A 20,226-nucleotide genomic window follows, 5' to 3' on the forward strand; every position below is an offset into this window, starting at 1 on the left:
GGTCCGGGACCAAGCGCCGCACATTGAGCATCGGCGGCCGGGCCATCAGCGCCTTGATTCAAACCCAGGGGATCAGCGACCTGGAGCGTATCTACCGTATGGCGCAACAGGATGGGGCGGATTTCAATCTTGCGTACATTGGCTCCGACTTTAACTTTGCGCACGAAAGGAAATTCGATGGCGAGTACATGAAGCGTTTGTTCGATTACGCCTTTCAACTCAGCGCGAAGGGCTATCCGTGGCATAAATTGCCGTACCTGGAAAACGTTAAACGATGAAGCAACCGCTGAAGAGAGGCTGGAACAACTGCGTCGGTCGGGAGTGTTGGCTTTCGGAGCAGGAGGAGGGCGGCAACAACAGTAAATGCCCGCTTCGATGAGCGGGCTTTTCATTCAAGAAAGAAGCAGACACCAGGGAGGGGAACTGCCAAAGAAAAAGGCGCAGCCCAGACCTACAGCTGACGAGCGATCAGGTCCTTCATGACTTCATTGGCGCCGCCATAAATCTTTTGTACGCGCGAATCGACAAACATCCGGGCGATAGGGTATTCGTCCATATACCCGTAACCACCGAACAGTTGCAGCAGTTCGTCGGTAACCTTGCACTGCATATCGCTGCACCACAACTTGGCCATGTAGGCGGCCTGAGGATCGAGCTTGCCGTCGAGCAAGCGCTGGGTACAGTCGTTGACGAATGTGCGGGCGATGTGGGTGATGGTGGCACACTCGGCCAGCTTGAACTTGGTGTTCTGCAGGTCGAACAGTTTCTGGCCGAACATCCGGCGTTCCTTGGCGTAGTCCGTGGCCAGCTCCAGCGCACGCTCCATAACCGCCACGGCGGGCACAGCCAGCAACATGCGTTCATAGCAAAGTTGGCTCATCAGCTGGATGAACCCGTTGCCCTCGACCGGGCCGAGCAGATTGGCGACCGGTACGCGCACGCTGTCGAAAAACATTTCGCATGTGTCCGAGCCATGCAGGCCGATCTTTTTCAGCTTGTTGACGCTGTAGCCCTTGAGGTTCTCGGTCTCGATCACTACCAGTGAAATACCCTTGGCGCCATCGTCGGAAGTGCGCACGGCGATCACCACCAGGTTGCCGCTGTAGCCGTTGGTGATGAAGGTCTTGGAACCGTCGATCACGTACTCGTCGCCATCACGGCGGGCGCGTGTACGTAGGGTCTTGAGGTCGGAGCCGCAATCGGGTTCGGTCATGGCGATGGCGGCGAAGAGCTCGCCGCTGGCCAGGCGGGGAATCCATTTTTGCTTTTGCTCTTCGGTACCGTAGTCGAGGATGTAGTGGGTGGCGATGGAGTGCACCGCAGTACTGGGCGGCATTCCGGCGCGAGCCAGTTCATCCAGGGCGACCAGTTGATAGGACAGCGGCGCGCCGGCACCGCCGTATTCCTCACTGATCTCCGGCAGCAGAAAACCCATCTCGCCAAAGCCCTGCCAGATCTCGCGCGGTACGTAGCCCTGTTCGCGCCAGGCATCGTTGTGCGGTGTCATCTCATTGGCGATGTAGCGACGTACCTGGTCGCGATAGGCCTCGATGTCGCTATCCATCCAGGAATGTTGGTGCAGTTGGGGCAACATAAGCTCGGTCTCCGCAATTTTGGGCTTCGCCACCGATGGCAGCGTGCGAAATGCGAGCCTAGAACGAGGGGGCGTGCGCGCACATAGCCGCTGGCCCCAAAGCTGTTGCACTTGACCTCAATCGGTCAGTTGCCCTTGCGAACCTGGCCCGGGGTCTGGCCGGTCCAGCGCTTGAAGGCGCGCTGGAAGCTGGCGCTGTCGGCGAAGCCAAGTTCCTCGGCCAGCACCGGTGTCGGCAGCTTGCTGGTTTTCAGGCGGTAGAGCGCCCAGTCGCGGCGCAGGCTATCGCGGATGTTCTGGAAAGAGGCGCCTTCCTGAGCCAGGTGACGTTGCAATGAACTGGCCGAGCAGTGCAGGGCGGCACTGGTCTGTTCAAGGTCTGGCCAGCCGCTATGGCGCGCGCGTTCTTCACGCAGATAGACCCGCACCCGGTCGCTGACGCGTGCGGGTATGGCGGGCACCAGAAGGTCGAGCAGGGCCTTGGCCAGGTATTCATGCAGATGGGAGCTGTCACGGCGCACGGGTGCCTGCAGTGCCTGGGAGTCGAACCAGATAGTCGAGAAGGCTGTGCCGAAGCGCAGTTCCGTAGGGAAGAGCTTGCGGTAGTCGCCAACCGATTCAGGTTGTGTGAATGCCACGTCGATACCAGCGGGGCGCAAGCTCCCGCCTTCCAGCCAGGCCATGACGCGCCAGATCAGTCGCAGAAACAGCACGTGGGCGAAATCGCGGGACTCGACCTGAGTGGTGAGGAAGTGCAGTTCGACCCTTACGTGCCGACCGTCGTCCAGCAGCACCGGGTCAAGGTCGTCTTGCAGGAGCCGCAGGGTGTGGGTGAATTCCCGCAGGGCGCCGTACAGAGTGTCGCCGGTCAGGGCTGAACGCATCATCAGCATGAAGCTGCCGCGGCGCAATTTTCGCGAAAACAGCGCGATGCCTTCGTCATCGAGACCCTTGATGGTCTTGCGCAGCAGGGCAACGTACTGGTCGACGGTGACGTGGTGGTCCAGGTCCTGAGGCTGCTGTGGATCGATCCCTGCGTCGCGTAGAAAGCCCTCGATCTCGTAGCCGCGATCACGGGCTGCGGCGAGCAGGGAGGAGACGAAAACGGAGGCGAAGGTAACGGGGGTTGGATTCGACATTGGTGGATTCTGCAAGTCATTTGCGGCGCCATGACATTGGCGGTTTTGCGCACGGCCATCACATTAAGCCCACAAAGTCACACCGTGCCGCAACTTAAATTCAGGAAAGCCGCTATGAGTCGCAATGTCTATGTGATTGGGGTCGGCATGATCCCTTTCGTCAAGCCGGGCGCCAACGCGCCCTATCCGCAAATGGCCGCTGCCGCCTTGCGTGCCGCGATGGTCGATGCCGGCGTGGGTTACGCGCAGGTAGAGCAGGCGTACGTCGGTTACGTCTATGGTGACTCCACTGCAGGCCAGCGCGCGCTATACGAAGTCGGCATGACCGGTATCCCGGTGGTCAACGTCAACAACAACTGCTCCACCGGTTCCAGCGCGCTGTTCCTGGCCAACCAGGCAGTCAGCGGCGGTTCGGCGGAATGTGCCCTGGCGCTGGGTTTTGAGCAAATGAGCCCGGGTGCGCTGGGTACGCTCTTTGACGACCGCCCCAGCCCTTTCGAGCGCTTCGACCTGGCCACCGATGAGTTGGTCGGGCACGCCGGCATCCCGCTCGCGCTGCGCTACTTCGGTGGCGCTGGCCTGGCGCATATGCAGGAGTTCGGCACCCGCCTGGAAACCTTTGCCAAGATCCGCGCCAAAGCCAGTCGCCATGCCGCCAACAACCCGATGGCGTTGTTCCGTAACGTCGTCAGCGCCGAAGACGTGATGAACTCGCCTGCCGTCTGGCCCGGCGTGCTGACGCGCCTGATGGCTTGCCCGCCGACCTGCGGCGCCGGGGCGGCGATCCTCTGTTCGGAGGACTTCCTGAAACGCCACGGCCTGAAGGGCGCAGTACGCATCCGTGCGCAATCCATGACCACCGACACGTCCAGGACGTTCGATGCGAGAGACATGCGCGAAGTGGTCGGTTTCAGCATGACCCGCACGGCCGCGCAGAATGTCTACGAGGCGGCCGGTGTCGGTCCGCAAGATATCCAGGTGGTCGAGTTGCACGACTGTTTCGCACAGAACGAGCTGCTCTCCTACGAGTCGCTGGGCCTGTGCCCGATCGGCGGGGCGGAGCGCTTTGTCGAGGACGGCGATAACACTTATGGCGGCAAATTCGTCACCAATCCTTCCGGCGGGTTGCTCTCCAAGGGCCATCCACTGGGCGCCACCGGCCTGGCCCAGTGCACCGAGCTGGTCCAGCAGTTGCGTGGCGAAGCGGGTCCACGTCAGGTAGACGGCGCGCGTCTGGCCCTGCAACACAATCTCGGGTTGGGCGGCGCCTGCGTCGTCACCCTCTACGAAAAAGTCTGAGGGGCGACGGATGATCGACAAGAAGTGGATCGGCCACGAACTGGCCGCCACCACGATGACGCTTGAGCGCGGGCGTCTTTGCGCATTCGCCCGGACCATTGGCGAGACCGATCCGTTGTACACCGATCTCGCTGCCGCCCAAGGAGCAGGCTTGTGCGACGTGCTGGTCCCGCCGACATTCCTGTTCGGTGCCGAGCTGGATGCCGGCACCGTGGACAGCATGCTGGCGGATCTGGAAATCCCGATCGCGAAGATTCTTCACGGTGAACAGAGCTTCACCTATCACAAGCCGGTGTGTGCCGGGGAAACGGTCACCGTGAAGTCGCGGATCGCCGATATTTTCGACAAGAAAAACGGCGCGCTGGAGTTCCTGGTCAAGACCTCGCAAGTCCACAACGACAAAAACGAGCTGGTCGCCGAGTTGCGCACCGTGCTCGTGGTCCGCAACTGAGGAGTCCCGACCATGAGTCATTCACTGCAACACGTGAAGGTCGGTGACCGGCTGCCACCCCTGACGCTGGCGGCGGTCGACCGCACCACGCTGGCGCGGTTCGGTTGCGCCTCGGGCGACCTCAACCCGATTCACATCGACGTGGATTTCGCCCGCAAGGCCGGCATGCCGGACGTGTTTGCCCACGGCATGTTGAGTATGGCCTGGCTGGGTCGCCTGCTGACCCAGTGGGTGCCGCAAAGCCGGCTGCGCAGCTTTGGCGTGCGCTTCCAGGGCATCACTCACCTGGGACACGTCATCACCTGCAAGGGCCAGGTAACCGAGATCGTCGAAGTCAACGGCGAACGTTGCGCCAGGGTCGAGGTGGCCACGGTCAACCAGTACGGACAGGTCAAGATCGTCGGCGACGCGTTGATCGCCATCGCCATTGGCTAACCCCTTTTATCAACCTTTTACGGAAGAGACAGATGAGCAAGAAACTCGAAGGTAAAGTTGCCCTGATTACCGGCTCCGGTCGTGGAATCGGCCGTGCCATCGCCCTGAAGCTGGCAGCCGATGGTGCCCGCGTGGTGGTCAATGACCTTGACACCGAGCCGGCTCAGGAAGTGGTCGAGGCCATCAAGGCCATGGGCGGTGAAGCCGTCGCCTGTATCGGCAGCGTTTCAGCGCCTGACTTCGCCGAGCGCTTCGTCGGCACCGCGATCGAGCATTACAAGGGTCTGGACATCATCGTCAACAACGCGGGCTACACCTGGGACAGCGTGATCCAGAAGATGACTGACGAGCAGTGGTACGCCATGCTCGATGTGCACCTTACCGCGCCTTTTCGCATCCTGCGCGCGGCGCAGCCGGTCATTCGCAACCTGGTCAAGGCTGAACAGGACGCCGGCCTGCGTAACATTCGCAAAGTGGTGAACATTTCCTCCGTTGCCGGGCTGTTCGGTAATGCCGGTCAGGCCAACTATTCCACCGCCAAGGCCGGTATCACCGGCATGACCATGACGCTGGCCAAGGAGTGGGGGCGCCTGAACACCACCGTCAACTGCGTGGCCTACGGCTTTATCAAGACTCGTCTGACCGAAGCCACTGCCGACGGTAACGCCACCGCCGAGATCGAAGGTCGCGAGATCAAAGTCGGCATCAACCCTGACCTGATGACCATGCTCGAGCGCAGCATTCCGTTGGGGCGTGCCGGTACCCCGCAAGAAGCTGCCGGCTCGGTGTACATGTTCTGCATCCCCGAGTCCGACTATGTCAGTGGCCAGACGTTGATCTGTAGCGGCGGGCTGACCGGAATCTAAGCGCCACCGCTGTCCGGACAATCCGAAGCATTCAGTCAAAACAACAAGGACAAATCATGAAAGACAAGCGCGCGTGGTTGTCGCGGATGGCCCTGGTGGGCGTCTCGTTGATAGGCCTTTCGGCGACAGCCGGGGCGGCGGATAAACCCAATATTCTGGTGATCTTCGGCGACGATATCGGCCAGACCAACATCAGTGCCTATAGCCATGGCGTGGTCGGCTACAAGACACCGAACATCGATCGCATTGCCAACGAAGGCATGATGTTCACTGACTACTACGCGGAGAACAGTTGCACCGCAGGACGTTCTTCGTTCATCACCGGCCAGACACCGTTGCGTACGGGCCTGACCAAAGTCGGAATGCCCGGGGCGCCAGTCGGCCTGCAGGCGCGCGACATTACCATTGCGCAGGCACTCAAGGCTCGAGGCTATTCGACCGGTCAGTTCGGCAAGAACCACCTGGGCGATCGCGATGAGTTCCTGCCGAGCAATCACGGTTTTGACGAGTTCTTCGGCAACCTGTACCACCTCAACGCCGAAGAAGAACCCGAGCGTGCCAATTGGCCTAAAGATGATCCGGACTTTGTCAAGGCCGCCACACCGCGTGGGGTCATCCATTCCTATGCCGATGGCAAGATTGAGGACACCGGCGCATTGACCGCCAAGCGCATGGAAACCATCGACGACGAAACCACCGCCGCTGCTCAAGCGTTCATGGAGAGACAAGTCAAGGCAGACAAGCCGTTTTTCGTGTGGATGAACACCACCCGCATGCACCTGTTTACCCACGTGCGCGACTCGATGAAAGGCCAGAGTGGCATGCCCGGCAACGAGTACGCGGACGGCATGCTCGAGCACGACGGTGACGTCGGCAAACTGCTGAAAACCCTCGACGACCTGAAAATCGCCGACAACACCATCGTCGTCTACACCACCGACAATGGTCCGAATCAGTTTTCCTGGCCGGACGCGGCAACCACACCGTTCCGCAACGAAAAAAACTCCAACTGGGAAGGCGGGTTCCGTGTGCCGGCGATGGTTCGTTGGCCGGGCAAGATCAAGGCGGGTGAAGTGTCCACTGAAATGTTCTCCGGTCTCGACTGGTTCCCGACCTTGCTGGCGGTAGCGGGTGATACCGACGTCAAGGAACGCCTGCTCAAGGGGGCGAATTTTGCGGGCAAGAACTTCAAGGTGCACCTGGACGGCTACAACCAGCTCGACTATCTGACCGGCAAGGCCAAGAGTGGTGCGCGCAAGGAGTTCTACTACTTCAACGACGACGGTGTGCTGGTCGCGTCGCGTTTCGGTGACTGGAAGGCGGTGTTCTGCGAGCAGCGCAAGCCAGGAGGTTTCGAGGTCTGGAGCGAACCTTTCGTCTGTCTGCGGGCGCCGAAGATCTTCAACTTGCGCATGGACCCCTATGAAAGGGCGGACGTTGTTTCCAATCAGTACTACGACTGGATAATCAAGAATGCCTACCTGCTTGGTGTGGCCACGATGAAAGCCGCGAAGTTCCTGCAAACTTTCGTCGAGTACCCGCCCAGCCAGAAACCCGCCAGCTTCAGTATCGACCAGGTGCGCAAGCGGGTGGATGCGCAGATCGAAGAGAACGCGCGGCAGCAGAAGCAGCAGTAACCCATCGATGCCACCTCCGGGTGGCATCTTTGTTTGCGTGACGAAGATTTCACCCGAGTGTCGTGCCAGGCAAGGCGGCCGGCAACTGAGGTCAAGTGCAATAGCTTTGATGTCTTCGGCTATTTGAAGTCCACAGTGACGGCCATACCCTCTGTTCACGCAGCGATACCTGAGGTTGAACGCGACAGTGGGTGTTGGTGGTCTTCAGTTCAGAGGAATCAAGGCATGATCCAGGAAATGGCGGTTCAGCGAGTGGCCCGCGTGTTCAATACCCAGCGTGAGGCTTTCCGTGCTCAACCTCATTCCTCGCTGGCTGAGCGCCAGGCCAATCTGATCGCACTGCGCACCCAGCTACGGCGTTACCAGGACGCCATTGTCGTGGCGATGAGCGCCGATTTTGGCCATCGCTCCGCCGTCGACACCAAGTTCCTTGACCTGATGGGTTGCATCTTGCACATCAATCACACCCTCAAGCATCTGGGGAGCTGGATGAAGCCAAGCCGACGCCCCACAGAGCTGCTGTTCAAGGGCAATCAGTTGTGGGTGGAGTATCAGGCGAAAGGCGTGGTGGGGGTCATATCGGCATGGAATTTTCCGGTTTACATCGCCATTGCGGGTCTGGTCAGTGCGCTCGCCGCAGGCAACCGGGTGATGCTCAAGATGTCCGAGTTCAACCCGCACACCAACGAGGTCCTCAAGCGTCTGCTGGCAGAGGTGTTCGACGACTCGCAAGTGGCCCTGGTCGGTGGTGAGCTTGAAGATCCGGGCTTTTTCTCTTCGCTGCCATTCGACCACATCATCTTCACCGGGTCCCCTGGAGTCGGGCGTCTGGTCATGCGTGCCGCCGCAGCCAACCTGACGCCGGTGACACTGGAGTTGGGTGGCAAGTCGCCTGCGGTGGTGCTGGCTGACTACAACCTGAGCGATGCCGCACGACGTATCGTTCACGGCAAGGGCACCAATGGCGGGCAGATCTGCATCGCACCGGACTACGCCCTGGTTCCCCAGGACGATATCGAGCGCTTCGTCGGCGAAGTGCGCCGCCAGTTCCAGGCGCTGTACGGCGAACGGCCTGCCGCTAACGATGACTACAGTTCGATCATCGATGATCGTCAGTTTCAGCGCCTCCAGGGCCTGCTTGAAGATGCGCGGGCCAAGGGCGCCCGGATCATTGTCTGTGGCGAGGTTGCCCCGGGGCGCAGGATGCCGTTGCACATCCTGACGGGGGTGACGCCGGAAATGCGGGTGATGCAGGAAGAAATTTTCGGTCCGCTGTTGCCGGTATTGGGTTATGACAGCCTCACCGGTGTGGTGGCCCACATCAACAGCGGGCAACGTCCCCTGGCGCTGTACATTTTTTCAACCGACACGACGAGCATCGATCGATTGCTCAAACGGACCCATTCCGGTGGCGTGACCATCAACGATTGGGGCTGGCACGCTTTCAACCACGGTGCTCCTTTCGGTGGCACGGGAAATTCCGGTATGGGCAACTATCACGCAGAAGAAGGGTTTCGCGAGCTCAGTCACGCGCGCACCGTGTTCAAGAGGCGTACCTGGTTTCCCACCCATCTCTTCCATCCACCCTTTGGCGGCCGGCTGCAGAGCCTGGCGCTGGCGTTTTACCTGGGCAAGCCGGATGCGGATGTGAAGTCTTGAGGAAGATTGATATGAGTCAGAATGTGTTCGATTACGTGGTGGTGGGTGGCGGCTCGGGTGGCTGTCCGGTGGCGGCGCGCCTCAGTGAAGATCCTCAGGTCAGTGTTTGCCTGCTCGAGGCCGGCGGCAGTGACAAGAAAGTGTTGATTCAGGCACCACCGGGCGTAGTGGTGATGATGCGTGAAGGTTTTCATAACTGGTCCTACGAAACCGTGCCCCAACCGGGGCTCAACGGGCGCAAGGGTTACCAGCCGCGTGGCAAGGCGTTGGGCGGGTCCAGCTCGATCAACGGCATGGTCTACGTCCGCGGCCATCGCTGGGACTATGACCATTGGGAGAACCTCGGCAACCCCGGCTGGAGTTATGAGGAGGTTCTTCCGTATTTCAAGAAATCGGAACACAACGAGCGCTTTGGCGAGACCGAGTTCCATGGCGCTGGCGGCCCGTTGAATGTCGCTGAACTGAAGTCGCCGAGCCCTCTGTGCGAAGTCTTCATGAGTGCCGCCGAGGAGCAGGGCATCGCCCGTACTGACGACTACAACGGTCGCCAGCAGGACGGTTGTTTCCGCTACCAGGTGACCCAGAAGGACGGAGAACGCTGCAGCGCGGCCAAGGGCTACCTGTGGCCGATCCTTGATCGGAAAAATCTTCAGCTTTACCTCAACGCTCCGTTCCACAGCCTGATCTTCGAGGGCAAGCGCTGCGTGGGTGTGCGTTACCACAACGGCAAGGATGTGCAGGAAGTGCGTGCCCGCCGTGAAGTGATTCTCGCCGCTGGCGCCTTTGGTACTCCACAGGCCTTGATGCTGTCGGGTATCGGGCCGGCCGAGGAGTTGACGCGGCTGGGTATCCCGGTGCTGGTGGACCTGCCAGGCGTCGGCCAGAACCTGCAGGATCATATCGACTACACGGTGCCGTACAAGGTCAGTCATCCGGAGGGTTGCCTGGGCCTCACCGTGGGTTCCAGCGTCAAGCTGGCGGCTGCTGCCGTGGAGTGGGCGAGCAAGCGCAGCGGCATGCTGACCACCAATTTCGCCGAGGCCGGCGCTTTCCTGCGTTCCGATCCGGCGCTGGACAAGCCCGACCTGCAGATGGTCTTCGTCACCGCCGTGGTCGACGACCATGGTCGTCACTTGCATTGGGGTTACGGCTACAGCTGCCATATCGAGGTACTGCGCCCGAAAAGCACAGGCACCGTGACCCTGCGCAGCCGCGATCCGCTCGACGCGCCAGTCATCGATCCGCGCTTTTTCGATCGACGGGAAGACATCGAGTTGCTGATCCAGGCGGCGAAGACCCAGGCCCGGATCCTCGAGTCCACCCATTTCGCCCGTTTCGGACCGCAACTGATCTATCCCGTCGACTGGAATGACGACCGGCAGATCGAGCAGGACATCCGCCGTCGCGCGGATACCCAGTATCACCCGGTAGGCAGCTGCAAGATGGGCCCTGACAGTGACCCGCTGGCCGTGGTCGATGCGCGTCTGCGGGTGCGCGGTGTCGAAGGCCTGCGGATTGCCGACGCCTCGATCATGCCGACCATTCCCGGGGGCAATACCAACGCGCCGACCATCATGATCGGTGAAAAGGCTGCCGCCATGCTCAAGGAAGACGCGCGTCACCTGTGAGCCTGTCTGTGATTTGAGTTACTTCCACGAAGCGATCAAGGCCCCGAGCCACCAAGGGGCCTAGTGTCAAGCATGGGGTGTCACAATGGACAAAAATGATAAAGAGCTCTCCCTGCAAGCCGCCAAGCACACGCTGAGCCTGAATCCAGCGTTCGGCCCTCGCGGGCGCGACATACTCAGCAGCGCTCGCATGGTCCTGCAACAAGTGTTGAAGCAACCCGTGCACAGCGCCCGACACATGGCTGCGTTCGGCATGGAACTGAAAAACATCCTGCTCGACCGTTCGGATCTGAAGCCGGCGGCGGGGGACAAGCGTTTCGATGAGCCAGCCTGGCAGGGCAACCCGCTGTATCGTCGCTATATGCGGGCCTACCTGGCCTGGTGCCGGGAAATGAACGACTGGATCAGTAGCAGCAACCTCAGCGATCAGGATGCCAGCCGTGGCCAGTTCGTCATCAACCTGCTGGCCGAGGCGATGGCGCCGACCAACACCCTGGCCAACCCTGCGGCTCTCAAGCGTTTCTTCGAAACCGGTGGCAAGAGCATTCTGGATGGATTCGCGCACTTGACCCGCGATCTGATTGAAAACGGTGGCATGCCCAGTCAGGTGGACAAGACGGCCTTCGAGGTGGGTGGCAATCTGGGCACGACGCCTGGCGCGGTGGTGTTTCGAAACGAGGTGCTGGAGCTGATTCAGTACAAACCTCGAAGCCAGCAGGTGCTGGAGCGCCCGTTGCTGGTGGTGCCGCCCCAGATCAACAAGTTCTACCTGTTTGATTTGGCGCCGCAGAAGAGCCTGATTGGTTTCCTTCTCGACAGTGGCATCCAGACCTTTGCCGTCAGCTGGCGCAATCCGGGCAAGGCGCAACGCGAGTGGGGCTTGTCCACCTATGTCGAAGCCCTGAAAGAGGCGGTCGACGCAGTGCTGGCGATTACCGGCAGCACTGATCTGAACACCTTTGGCGCGTGCTCTGGAGGCAGTACCATGTCGTCGCTTTTGGGCCACTACGCGGCACTGGGCGAGAGCAAGGTGAATGCCTTCACCCTGGTGGTCAGCATGCTCGATATTCGCCCCGACACCCAGGTCTCGCTGTTCGCTGATGAGAAAACCCTTGAGGCGGCCAAGCGCCGTTCCTATCAAGCGGGTGTGCTGGAAGGTCGTGAGCTGGCAAAAGTCTTCGCCTGGATGCGCCCCAACGACCTGATCTGGAGCTACTGGATCAACAACTACCTGCTCGGTAACGAGCCGCCTGCATTCGATGTCCTCTACTGGAACAACGACACCACCAACCTGCCGGCCGCGCTGCACGGCGAATTCATCGAGATGTACCAGACCAACCCGCTGGCCCGTGCCGGCGCCCTGGAGGTCTGCGGCACTCCAATTGATCTCAAGCAGGTCACCAGCGATTTCTATTGCATGGCGGGCCTGACCGACCACATCACCCCATGGGATGCCTGCTACCGCTCGATGCACCTGTTCGGCGGCCAGGGTGAGTTCGTGGTGTCCAACAGCGGGCATATCCAGAGCATCCTCAACCCGCCGGGTAACCCCAAGGCCCGCTTCATGACCGGCAGCAGCCTGCCGGTTGATGCCCAGGATTGGCTGGAAGGTTCCACCAAAGAGACCGGCTCCTGGTGGACTCACTGGCTGGCCTGGTTGCAGGCACGCTCCGGTCAGAGCAGGAAGGCCCCCGTCAAACTTGGCAACAAGGCTTACGTCGCGGCTGAACCGGCTCCTGGCACCTACGTGCACGTGCGCTGACTCGCTGTAGCCGGACGGGCGCTTGCGTCCCGTCCTGTCCACGTTCCAGATCCCTTGGCCCGGCGCCGCAGAAGGAACCTCCGTAACATGTCACAGCCCTTTGTCTATCGCACCATCGAACTGGATGGCGGGCATCTGCGCGTTGCCATTCGTCCAGGCAAGGCCGATCTGCCGCCGTTGCTAGTCTTCAATGGCATTGGCGCCAACCTGGAGCTTTTGTTTCCATTCGTCCGGGCGCTTGATCCGGACATGCAAGTGATCGCCTTCGACGTGCCCGGCGTCGGCGGCTCCTCCCTGCCGAGCTTGCCTTACCGGTTTTCTGACCTGGCGAAACGGGTTTCGCGCATGCTCGATTATCTGGACGTTGGCCAGGTCAACGTGATCGGCGTGTCCTGGGGCGGAGCGCTGGCACAACAGTTCGCCCACGATTTTCCGCAGCGTTGCAAGAAACTGATCCTGGCCGCCACGTGTGCGGGCATGGCCATGCTGCCGGCCAAACCCAAAGTGCTGTGGAGGATGGCCTCTGCGCGCCGTTACATCCAGCCGTCCTACGGCGCGCGGATCGCGCCGGACATCTATGGCGGTGCTTTTCGCCATGACCCTGCACTGGCACAAGCGTTCGCCAGCAAGGTGCGCTCCGGCGGCAGGCGCGGTTACTACCTGCAACTGTTGGCGGGCCTGGGCTGGACCAGCATTCACTGGCTGCATCGGATCCATCAGCCGACCCTGATTCTGGCCGGCGATGACGACCCGATCATTCCGTTGCCCAACATGCGCCTGTTGGCCAGGCGCATTCCCAATTCGCAGTTGCATGTGATCGGCGATGGCCATCTGTTCCTGGTGGCCCGGGCGCAAACCGTTGCGCCGATCATCTCGTCCTTCCTCGCGCAGGAACGGCAGCGCGCTAGAATTCATCAAGCGTGACATGAGCAGTTCATTGGTTCGCTAGCCTTATGAAATCCTCCAACACGATACTCATCCGCACCAAATGGTCGCCGCCCCGAATCGATCCCCGGTCGCTGCCGCGTGAGCGTCTGCTGGAACTGATCGAGGCAGGGCGCGAGCGCAAGTTGACCTTGATCCTGGGGCCTGCGGGCAGTGGCAAGAGCACGCTGGCGGCGCAATGGCGCCAGCGCTTGATCGGTGCGGGGCTGGATGTCGCCTGGTTCAACCTGGGGGCCGACGACGAGACGCTCTGGGCGGCGTATCTGGTCGCCAGTCTGGGGGCCGCGGGCCTGGCTGTCGGCGACGATATCATTGGCCTGAGCGAGCGCACTGACCAGCGTTCGCTGGAGGTGTTGCTGTCGCTGCTGGTCAACGCGCTCTACGAGCATCCTCGATCCATTTATCTATTCCTCGAAGACCTGCATTTCCTCACTGCGCAGCCGGCATTGGCGATGATCCAGCGCCTGATCGATCTGGCACCGGACAATTTCCATCTGGTGATCACCACACGCCAGCGTCCGGCGCTCAATCTGTTGGCGATCGGCATCAAGGGGCAGTTGACCCAGATTGATTTTGCCGACTTGCGCCTGACGGCCGAGGAGCAGTTCAGTCTGCTTGAGCTCAATGGTCTAGAAAACCTGTCCGGCGAGCAGCAACAACGTCTGTATGAGCTGACGGACGGTTGGGCCGCGGGCCTGCAGATCGGTGTCCTGTCACTTCGCCACAGCGGTAATTTTGAACAGAGCCTGCGAGCCTGTGGCGGCATGGTCATGGCGATCGATGAATCAGGTCTCGATGCCTATCTGGATGACTGCATCAGTCGTGTGCTTTCTGCCGGGCAAATCGCTGCCATGGTCCAGGTTTCGACCTGCCGACGATTCAATCGCGAGCTGTGCGTCGCATTGACGGGTAGCCCGGAAAACGCGGCGGTGCTTGACATATTGCTCGAGCAGAATCTGTTCCTGTTGCCGATCGACCTCGAGGGTCGCCTGCAGTGGTTCCGTTTCCACCAGATGTTTTCCGGGTATCTGCAACGGCGCCGCAATGAGCTGCCGGTTGTGGAGGTGATTCGGGTCAATCACGCCGCCAGCCAATGGTTTGCCGACCACGGTTTGTACGTCGAGGCGATTCGTCATGCTCAGGCAGCCCGGGATCTTGAGGGCAGCGTGCAGTTGCTGGCACGGGCGGCGAGGTCGCTGATCGGTGACGCGCATTTCGCACAACTGCTGCAGTTGGCCGACGAGTTGCCGCGTGAAGCCTGGTCCAAGCAGATTGACCTGCTCCTGGCGGTTGCCTGGGCAGAACTCACCTGCAATCGCATGGAGAGATTCGAGCTCACACTCGCCTCGATCGAAGCTCACCCGGAAGTCAGCCGGCCGAAAATAGACACTGAATTGCAATTGCTGAGGGCCATGTTCCTGCTCAGAAGGGACGATACGACAGCTGTACTGGCGCTGCTCGAGCCCTTGATGGCGCAGCCGCCCAGCCAGCGCCACTTTCACCTGTTGATGCTCTATACCCTTGGCGGCGTGGCATTGCTCAAGGCGGGTCGAACAGTGTTTGTACGGGATCTGGTCTACAGCACGCGAGGTCTGCTCCGGCGTGCGCAAGGCCCTCGGGCCCGGCCGTTTTTCGATGCGCTGTGTGGCCTCAGTTTTTTTGTCCAGGGCGATATGAACCAGGCCCGCCGCGATCTCGAAGGTGTCCTGGTGCAAGTGACGCGCAACGAGTCACTGGCGCAGGATGTCGCCATCTTCATCAAGTCTACCCTGGCCTTGACCTGCTATCACTTGAACAGCCTGGAAGCCGCCGAGGACTACGTTGAAGGCTGCTTCGGGGTCGCCGAGGTCCTGGGGACCTCTGACTGCATTTTGTATACCTACCTTGCCCAGGCGCATTTGCAGTGTGCTGCGGGCAGGCTGGAGGCGGCCCACGCCACCCTCGATCGATTGGGCGAGATCGCCGAAAGCATTGGCCTTGATCGCCTGCAGGCGTGGCGTTTTGCCGAGCAGATACGTATCGCCTGCCATCAGCACGATCTGGCCCGCGCGCGCGAGGCGTTTCGCAGATTGCGCGCGCTGGCCATGCCTTATCAGGGCAAGCGCGGTTGTGCCTGGGCGGAGATCCCCCTGGCCTGCGCAATGGCACACACGGCCTTGGCCCTGGCCGAAGGCGACTATCGATGCGCGGTCGAAGTAGGAGAAAGCTGGGCACTGGTCTGTCAGGAGTGGGGGCAGTTACAACCAGCCACCGTGCTGCGAATCCGTGTCGCTATTGCCAGGACAGCGCTCCATGAACCACAAGAGGCCCAGCGCCAGATGTCCACGGCACTGCGCAATGCCTGCGAATACGGGATGTTCCGGGTGTTTCTTGATGAAGGAGCGGCGGGGCTGCGCCTGCTGCAATCGCTCAGTGTCGATGCACTGACAGCGCTGGAGCGTGACTACATTCAACACTGTCTGATGCACGGCGCCGATTCGCAGAGCCTCTCGAGCGGGACAGGTGAGGGTGGTCGGGCACCTGCGCCCGGCAGCGATATCCTCTCGCCCCGTGAGCTTGAAGTGGTCGAACATCTGGCCCGTGGGCTGTCAACCAAGAGCATCGCCAAGGCCCTCGATCTTTCGCCTGGAACCATCAAGTGGCACCTGAAGAATATCTTCGGCAAGTTGGGTGCCTTTTCTCGCGAGGATGCAGTGAGCAAGGCGCGGCAAGTCGGGTTGCTTAGCTAGCGCAGCATAGCCTTGGCATCCTCGCAAAAGTCCAGGTATTGAACCGTTGAACCGCGCCACCACCCCTCCCTAGATGGGAGGGTTGCCAGTTTTCACCTTGGGGTAGGGTGCCGGGTAACGGTGGTGAAACCGTGCATGCAGGGTTCATGTGAGCGCTGATGGCTCCAGACCTGCAATGCTCCTGCCCCCAAGCGGTGAGCGCCCGGCATTGCCGTCTCCTGCCGTCAAGGCACGGACAATAACAATAGCTGCAACTTCAGGAGAGACCATGTACTTCACTCAGCCCTTGCACCGTAATCTACAGTGCGCGCCCGAGCGATTAATGACGATCTACGGCGATCGCAGTCGCACTCTGCGCCAGTTTGTCGAGCGTGTTGCGAGACTGGCCGGGGCGTTGCGTGAGCTTGGCGTACAGAGCGGCGATTGCGTCGCCATGCTGGGTTTGAACTCTGATCGTTACCTCGAATATTGCTTCGCCGTACCCTGGGCCGATGCCGTTCTCAATCTTTGCAACACACGCTGGAGTGCGGAGGAGAACGCGTATGCCCTGGCCGATTCGCAAACCTCGGTACTGTTGGTTGACGAGACCTTCAAGGACATCGGTCTGCGCTTATCCAGGCAGGTTCCTTCGTTGCGTCATGTCATCTACGTCGGTGATGGCACCACGCCGGATGCGATGCTGGATTACGAAACGCTGATTGCCCGGGCCTCGCCCATGGAGGATGCCCGCCGTGGCGGCGATTCACTCCTTGGTGTGTTCTATACCGGCGGCACCACGGGTTTCCCCAAGGGCGTGATGATCAGTCATACGGCCTTCTGGAGCAGCCAGATTGCGCTGGATGTCGAGGGCCTGGTGCCGCCTGATTCAGTCATGCTGCGCGCAGCACCGATGTTCCATCTGGCGGACATGTCCACCGGTTATGTCGGTGTGCTCGAAGGCGCGACTCACGTCATTCTGCCGGCGTTCCAGCCGGCCGAAGCGATGGCGGCGATTCAGCGTCACGGCATTCAGGTGGCCATGCTGGTGCCGACCATGATTCAGTTGTTGATCAATCATCCCGAGGTGGGCAATTACGACCTGTCCTCGTTGCAGCACCTGGTGTACGGCGCTTCGCCCATTCAGGAGCAGACGCTGTGGAGCCTGCAGGCCATGCTGCCGCAACTGCAGTTGTTCCAGGCTTATGGCCAGACGGAGATGTCGCCCATTGTTTCGCTGCTCGGCCCGGCTCAGCACACCGCGGCGGCCGCCGCTGCCGGCATGCTGCGCTCCTGTGGTCGTGCCACCCGGGCGGTGGAAGTCAAGATCGTCGACGACGATGGCCGTGAGGTGCCACGTGGCAGCATCGGTGAAATCGTCGTTCGGGGTCCGAATGCAATGAGCGGGTACCTGAACAAACCCGAGCAAACCCTGGCGGCTCTGCCTGGCGATGGCTGGTTGCGTACGGGGGACGGGGCCAGGATGGACGAAAATGGCTACATCTTCATTGTCGACCGCCTCAAGGACATGATCGTCACCGGTGGCGAAAACGTGTTCTCGGCGGAGGTCGAGAATGCCTTGTGCAGCCATCCGGATATCGCCATGTGTGCGGTGATCGGGATCCCTAGCGAGCAATGGGGCGAGGCGGTGCATGCCGTGGTGGTACTCAAGCCTGGCACTGAACCGAATGGCAAAGAATTGATCGCCCATTGCAAGCGTCAGATCGCCGGCTACAAGGCGCCGAAAAGCGTGGAGTTCCGTGCTGCGTTACCGCTCTCGGGCGCTGGCAAGGTGCTCAAGAGCGAACTGCGTGAACCGTTCTGGCAGGGCAGTTCGCGGCGAGTTGGTTGAGCGACCCATCTCCGGGCGCAATCGACCATGGATGACTTGAGCCGGCAACTGCCAAGTCATCGCTGAGTTCTTGTGGACAGCCTTTGCGACCCGGCTGTTTCTCCCTTCCTGCTTGATTCGCCCCGGCTGTTGTGCGCAACAGCCGGCAGCGGCGTGCGCCTGCATTTCCCATTCGCCAGTGCTGTGTGCCCCCCCTTTCCTGCCTCCCTCCCAACCCCCTCCCATCTCGGGAGGGTTAAGCGCTGCGCAGTCAATGTTTACTTGTCCGGCCAGTCTCTGGCGGCCGGGTGGTTGGGGAGGGAGGTTTTTCACAGGGAATCCAGGAGCCAAAGAGTGGTGGGTTGAACCGTAGCGTCGGGATTATTTAGGAATGTGAACAATGATAAGAATAAGTTCGCCACAAACAGGCTTTGTCCGGCATCAGCTTGGTCAGGCAGTCGTGCTTGGAATTCTCGGAGTGGGCGCCGGCAATGCCCAGGCATTCAATTTTGATACCGAGAGCGGTTGGTCGGGGAGCCTCGACACCACACTTTCCGTTGGCAGCAGCTGGCGTGCCGAAGGGCGCGATAACGAGTTGTACAGTCGACTCGACGGACAGGTGATCGGCAAGACCGACGGCCTGGGCGGTTCCAATACCGATGGCGGCAACCTCAACTACGATCGCGGCGACCGGTTTTCTACCATCGGCAAGTTCCTCACCGAACTGAACCTGCACAACGGCGACATGGGCGGCATGCTGCGCGTGAAGGGCTGGTACGACCAGGCGCTGGAAGACGAAGACGTGCACTTTGGCAACCAGGCCAACGGTTACCAGAAAAAGCCATTGTCCGATAACGGCTTTGACGACCTGCAAAGGAACAAAGGCGTTTACCTGCTCGACGCCTATGTCTACGACACCTACCACCTGGACGATCACCCGCTGCAGGTGCGCCTGGGTCGTCAGGTGCTGAACTGGGGCGAGAGCATCTTTGTTCAGGGGCTCAACCAGATCAACCCGATCGACGTTCCTTCACTGCGCCGTCCGGGCACCGAGATCAAGGAAGCGTTGCTGCCGGTGTGGATGATTTCCGGCAGCTTCGGTTTGAGTGACGGGCTGTCGCTGGATGCGTTCTACCAGTTCAAGTGGGAGCCTACTGCCGTTGAGGGCTGTGGCAACTACTGGTCGACCACCGAAACCATCATTTCGACTCATCCGGGTGGTTGCACCATGGCCACGTCGCTGCCTAACGTCAGCAACCCGGTCGGCTTTCGCAATGGCATGAACGTCCCGCTGAGCACTGGCGATGAAGCCCGGGATTCGGGGCAATGGGGTGTGGCGCTGCACTATCTGGTCGAATCGATCGACACCGAGCTCGGTGCCTACGCCATGACCATCCACTCGCGTACGCCAATCATTTCCGCCCACAGCGGCGATTGGGGCCGGATCCCCGCCGGGGTGCGCGCACCCTTCCTCAACCCGGTGCAGGTCCATGAAAATCTGCCGTTCGGTGCGACCTCGACGACTGCCTTCTGGGAGTATCCCGAAGACATCCACCTGTATGGCCTGAGCGCCGCCACCACGTTGGCCAGTTGGTCGGTCGGTGCGGAACTGAGCTACTCGCCAAACACGCCGGTACAACGTAACGGCAACGACCTGCTTGCCGCCGCTGCCCAAGGGGTGGGACCGCAAGGCGCGGGCGCGCGAGCCGCTGGCCCGAACGCCTATATCACCGGGTATGACCGCTTCGATAAAACCCAGCTGCAGATCAACGGCATCAACCTGTTCCCCAACGTTCTGGGCGCCTCGAGCCTGCAGGTGGCCGGTGAAGTTGCCTTCCAGTGGAACGACATCCCTCAGGGTGACAGCGACATTCGTTACGGTCGCGGTTTCATCTTTGGCCCGGGTTCGGCGCCCAGCTATGGCGGGAACCTCTGCGGCACTGCGACCAACCCGCAACCCGACGGCTGCAAGAACGACGGTTACATCACCGACTTCGCCTGGGGCTACAGATTGCGAGGGCAACTGGAGTACCCGGACCTGTTGGGCGTAGGCGTCAGCACTTACCCGAGTTTGTTTCTGGGGCAGGACGTGGAAGGGGTTTCGATGGACGGTCAGTTCAACGAAGGCCGGTTTACCGTCGGTGCCGGCGTTCGTTTCGACTACCTGAAGGCCCACAGCCTGGAGTTCAACTATGTGACGTACAACAACGACGCCAAGTACGACCCGTTGCGTGACCGGGACTACTACTCGATGAATTACAGCTACAAGTTCTGA

14 protein-coding genes and 1 pseudogene are annotated in these 20,226 nt (G+C 60.7%); 13 read left to right on the forward strand and 2 right to left on the reverse strand.

Annotation, left to right across the window (positions count from 1 at the left end; all coding sequences use genetic code 11):
- Window positions 1–278, forward strand: a pseudogene (locus tag C9422_RS30425) (patatin family protein); the annotation flags it as partial.
- A gap of 173 nt (window positions 279–451) precedes the next feature.
- Here the strand turns inward: C9422_RS30425 and C9422_RS30430 are convergent.
- A complete protein-coding gene (locus tag C9422_RS30430) occupies window positions 452–1,594 on the reverse strand; it encodes an acyl-CoA dehydrogenase family protein (protein ID WP_095967156.1) in 1,143 nt (380 codons plus the stop codon).
- Window positions 1,595–1,719: 125 nt separating this feature from the next.
- Window positions 1,720–2,733 (reverse strand): AraC family transcriptional regulator, encoded by a 1,014-nt coding sequence (locus tag C9422_RS30435; RefSeq protein WP_116583200.1) that lies wholly within the window; start codon window positions 2,731–2,733, stop codon window positions 1,720–1,722.
- Between the two features lie 114 nt (window positions 2,734–2,847).
- On the opposite strand from C9422_RS30435, the gene C9422_RS30440 reads away from it, so the two are divergent.
- The 12 genes from C9422_RS30440 (at window position 2,848) to C9422_RS30495 (ending at window position 20,226) form a co-directional block, all read left to right on the forward strand.
- Complete coding sequence (locus C9422_RS30440) at window positions 2,848–4,032, forward strand: lipid-transfer protein (RefSeq protein WP_116583201.1); 1,185 nt, start codon at window positions 2,848–2,850, stop codon at window positions 4,030–4,032.
- Between the two features lie 10 nt (window positions 4,033–4,042).
- Window positions 4,043–4,483 (forward strand): MaoC family dehydratase N-terminal domain-containing protein, encoded by a 441-nt coding sequence (locus tag C9422_RS30445; RefSeq protein ID WP_007973380.1) that lies wholly within the window; start codon window positions 4,043–4,045, stop codon window positions 4,481–4,483.
- Between the two features lie 12 nt (window positions 4,484–4,495).
- On the forward strand, window positions 4,496–4,918 hold the full coding sequence (locus C9422_RS30450) for a MaoC family dehydratase (RefSeq protein ID WP_095967153.1): 423 nt from the start codon (window positions 4,496–4,498) through the stop codon (window positions 4,916–4,918).
- A gap of 32 nt (window positions 4,919–4,950) precedes the next feature.
- A complete protein-coding gene (locus C9422_RS30455) occupies window positions 4,951–5,784 on the forward strand; it encodes an SDR family NAD(P)-dependent oxidoreductase (protein WP_116583202.1) in 834 nt (277 codons plus the stop codon).
- A gap of 56 nt (window positions 5,785–5,840) precedes the next feature.
- Complete coding sequence (locus C9422_RS30460; protein WP_116583203.1) at window positions 5,841–7,421, forward strand: arylsulfatase; 1,581 nt, start codon at window positions 5,841–5,843, stop codon at window positions 7,419–7,421.
- Between the two features lie 225 nt (window positions 7,422–7,646).
- Complete coding sequence (locus tag C9422_RS30465; protein WP_116583204.1) at window positions 7,647–9,080, forward strand: coniferyl aldehyde dehydrogenase; 1,434 nt, start codon at window positions 7,647–7,649, stop codon at window positions 9,078–9,080.
- An 11-nt stretch (window positions 9,081–9,091) separates the two neighbouring features.
- Complete coding sequence (locus C9422_RS30470; protein ID WP_116583205.1) at window positions 9,092–10,708, forward strand: GMC family oxidoreductase; 1,617 nt, start codon at window positions 9,092–9,094, stop codon at window positions 10,706–10,708.
- Between the two features lie 85 nt (window positions 10,709–10,793).
- Window positions 10,794–12,470 carry a class II poly(R)-hydroxyalkanoic acid synthase gene (gene phaC, locus C9422_RS30475; RefSeq protein WP_116583206.1) on the forward strand — a complete coding sequence of 559 codons (1,677 nt, stop codon included), beginning with the start codon at window positions 10,794–10,796 and terminating at the stop codon, window positions 12,468–12,470.
- Window positions 12,471–12,557: 87 nt separating this feature from the next.
- Window positions 12,558–13,394, forward strand: a complete 837-nt coding sequence (gene phaZ, locus C9422_RS30480) for a poly(3-hydroxyalkanoate) depolymerase (protein WP_116583207.1) — start codon at window positions 12,558–12,560, stop codon at window positions 13,392–13,394.
- Window positions 13,395–13,423: 29 nt separating this feature from the next.
- Window positions 13,424–16,144 (forward strand): LuxR C-terminal-related transcriptional regulator, encoded by a 2,721-nt coding sequence (locus tag C9422_RS30485; RefSeq protein WP_116583208.1) that lies wholly within the window; start codon window positions 13,424–13,426, stop codon window positions 16,142–16,144.
- 268 nt (window positions 16,145–16,412) lie between these two features.
- Window positions 16,413–17,972, forward strand: coding sequence for a long-chain fatty acid--CoA ligase (locus tag C9422_RS30490; RefSeq protein WP_116583209.1), 1,560 nt, complete (start codon window positions 16,413–16,415; stop codon window positions 17,970–17,972).
- A 439-nt stretch (window positions 17,973–18,411) separates the two neighbouring features.
- Window positions 18,412–20,226 carry a DUF1302 domain-containing protein gene (locus C9422_RS30495; protein WP_256590048.1) on the forward strand — a complete coding sequence of 605 codons (1,815 nt, stop codon included), beginning with the start codon at window positions 18,412–18,414 and terminating at the stop codon, window positions 20,224–20,226.

It is taken from the genome of Pseudomonas sp. B1(2018), from assembly GCF_003097365.1.
Classification (GTDB): Bacteria; Pseudomonadota; Gammaproteobacteria; order Pseudomonadales; family Pseudomonadaceae; genus Aquipseudomonas; species Aquipseudomonas laurylsulfatiphila.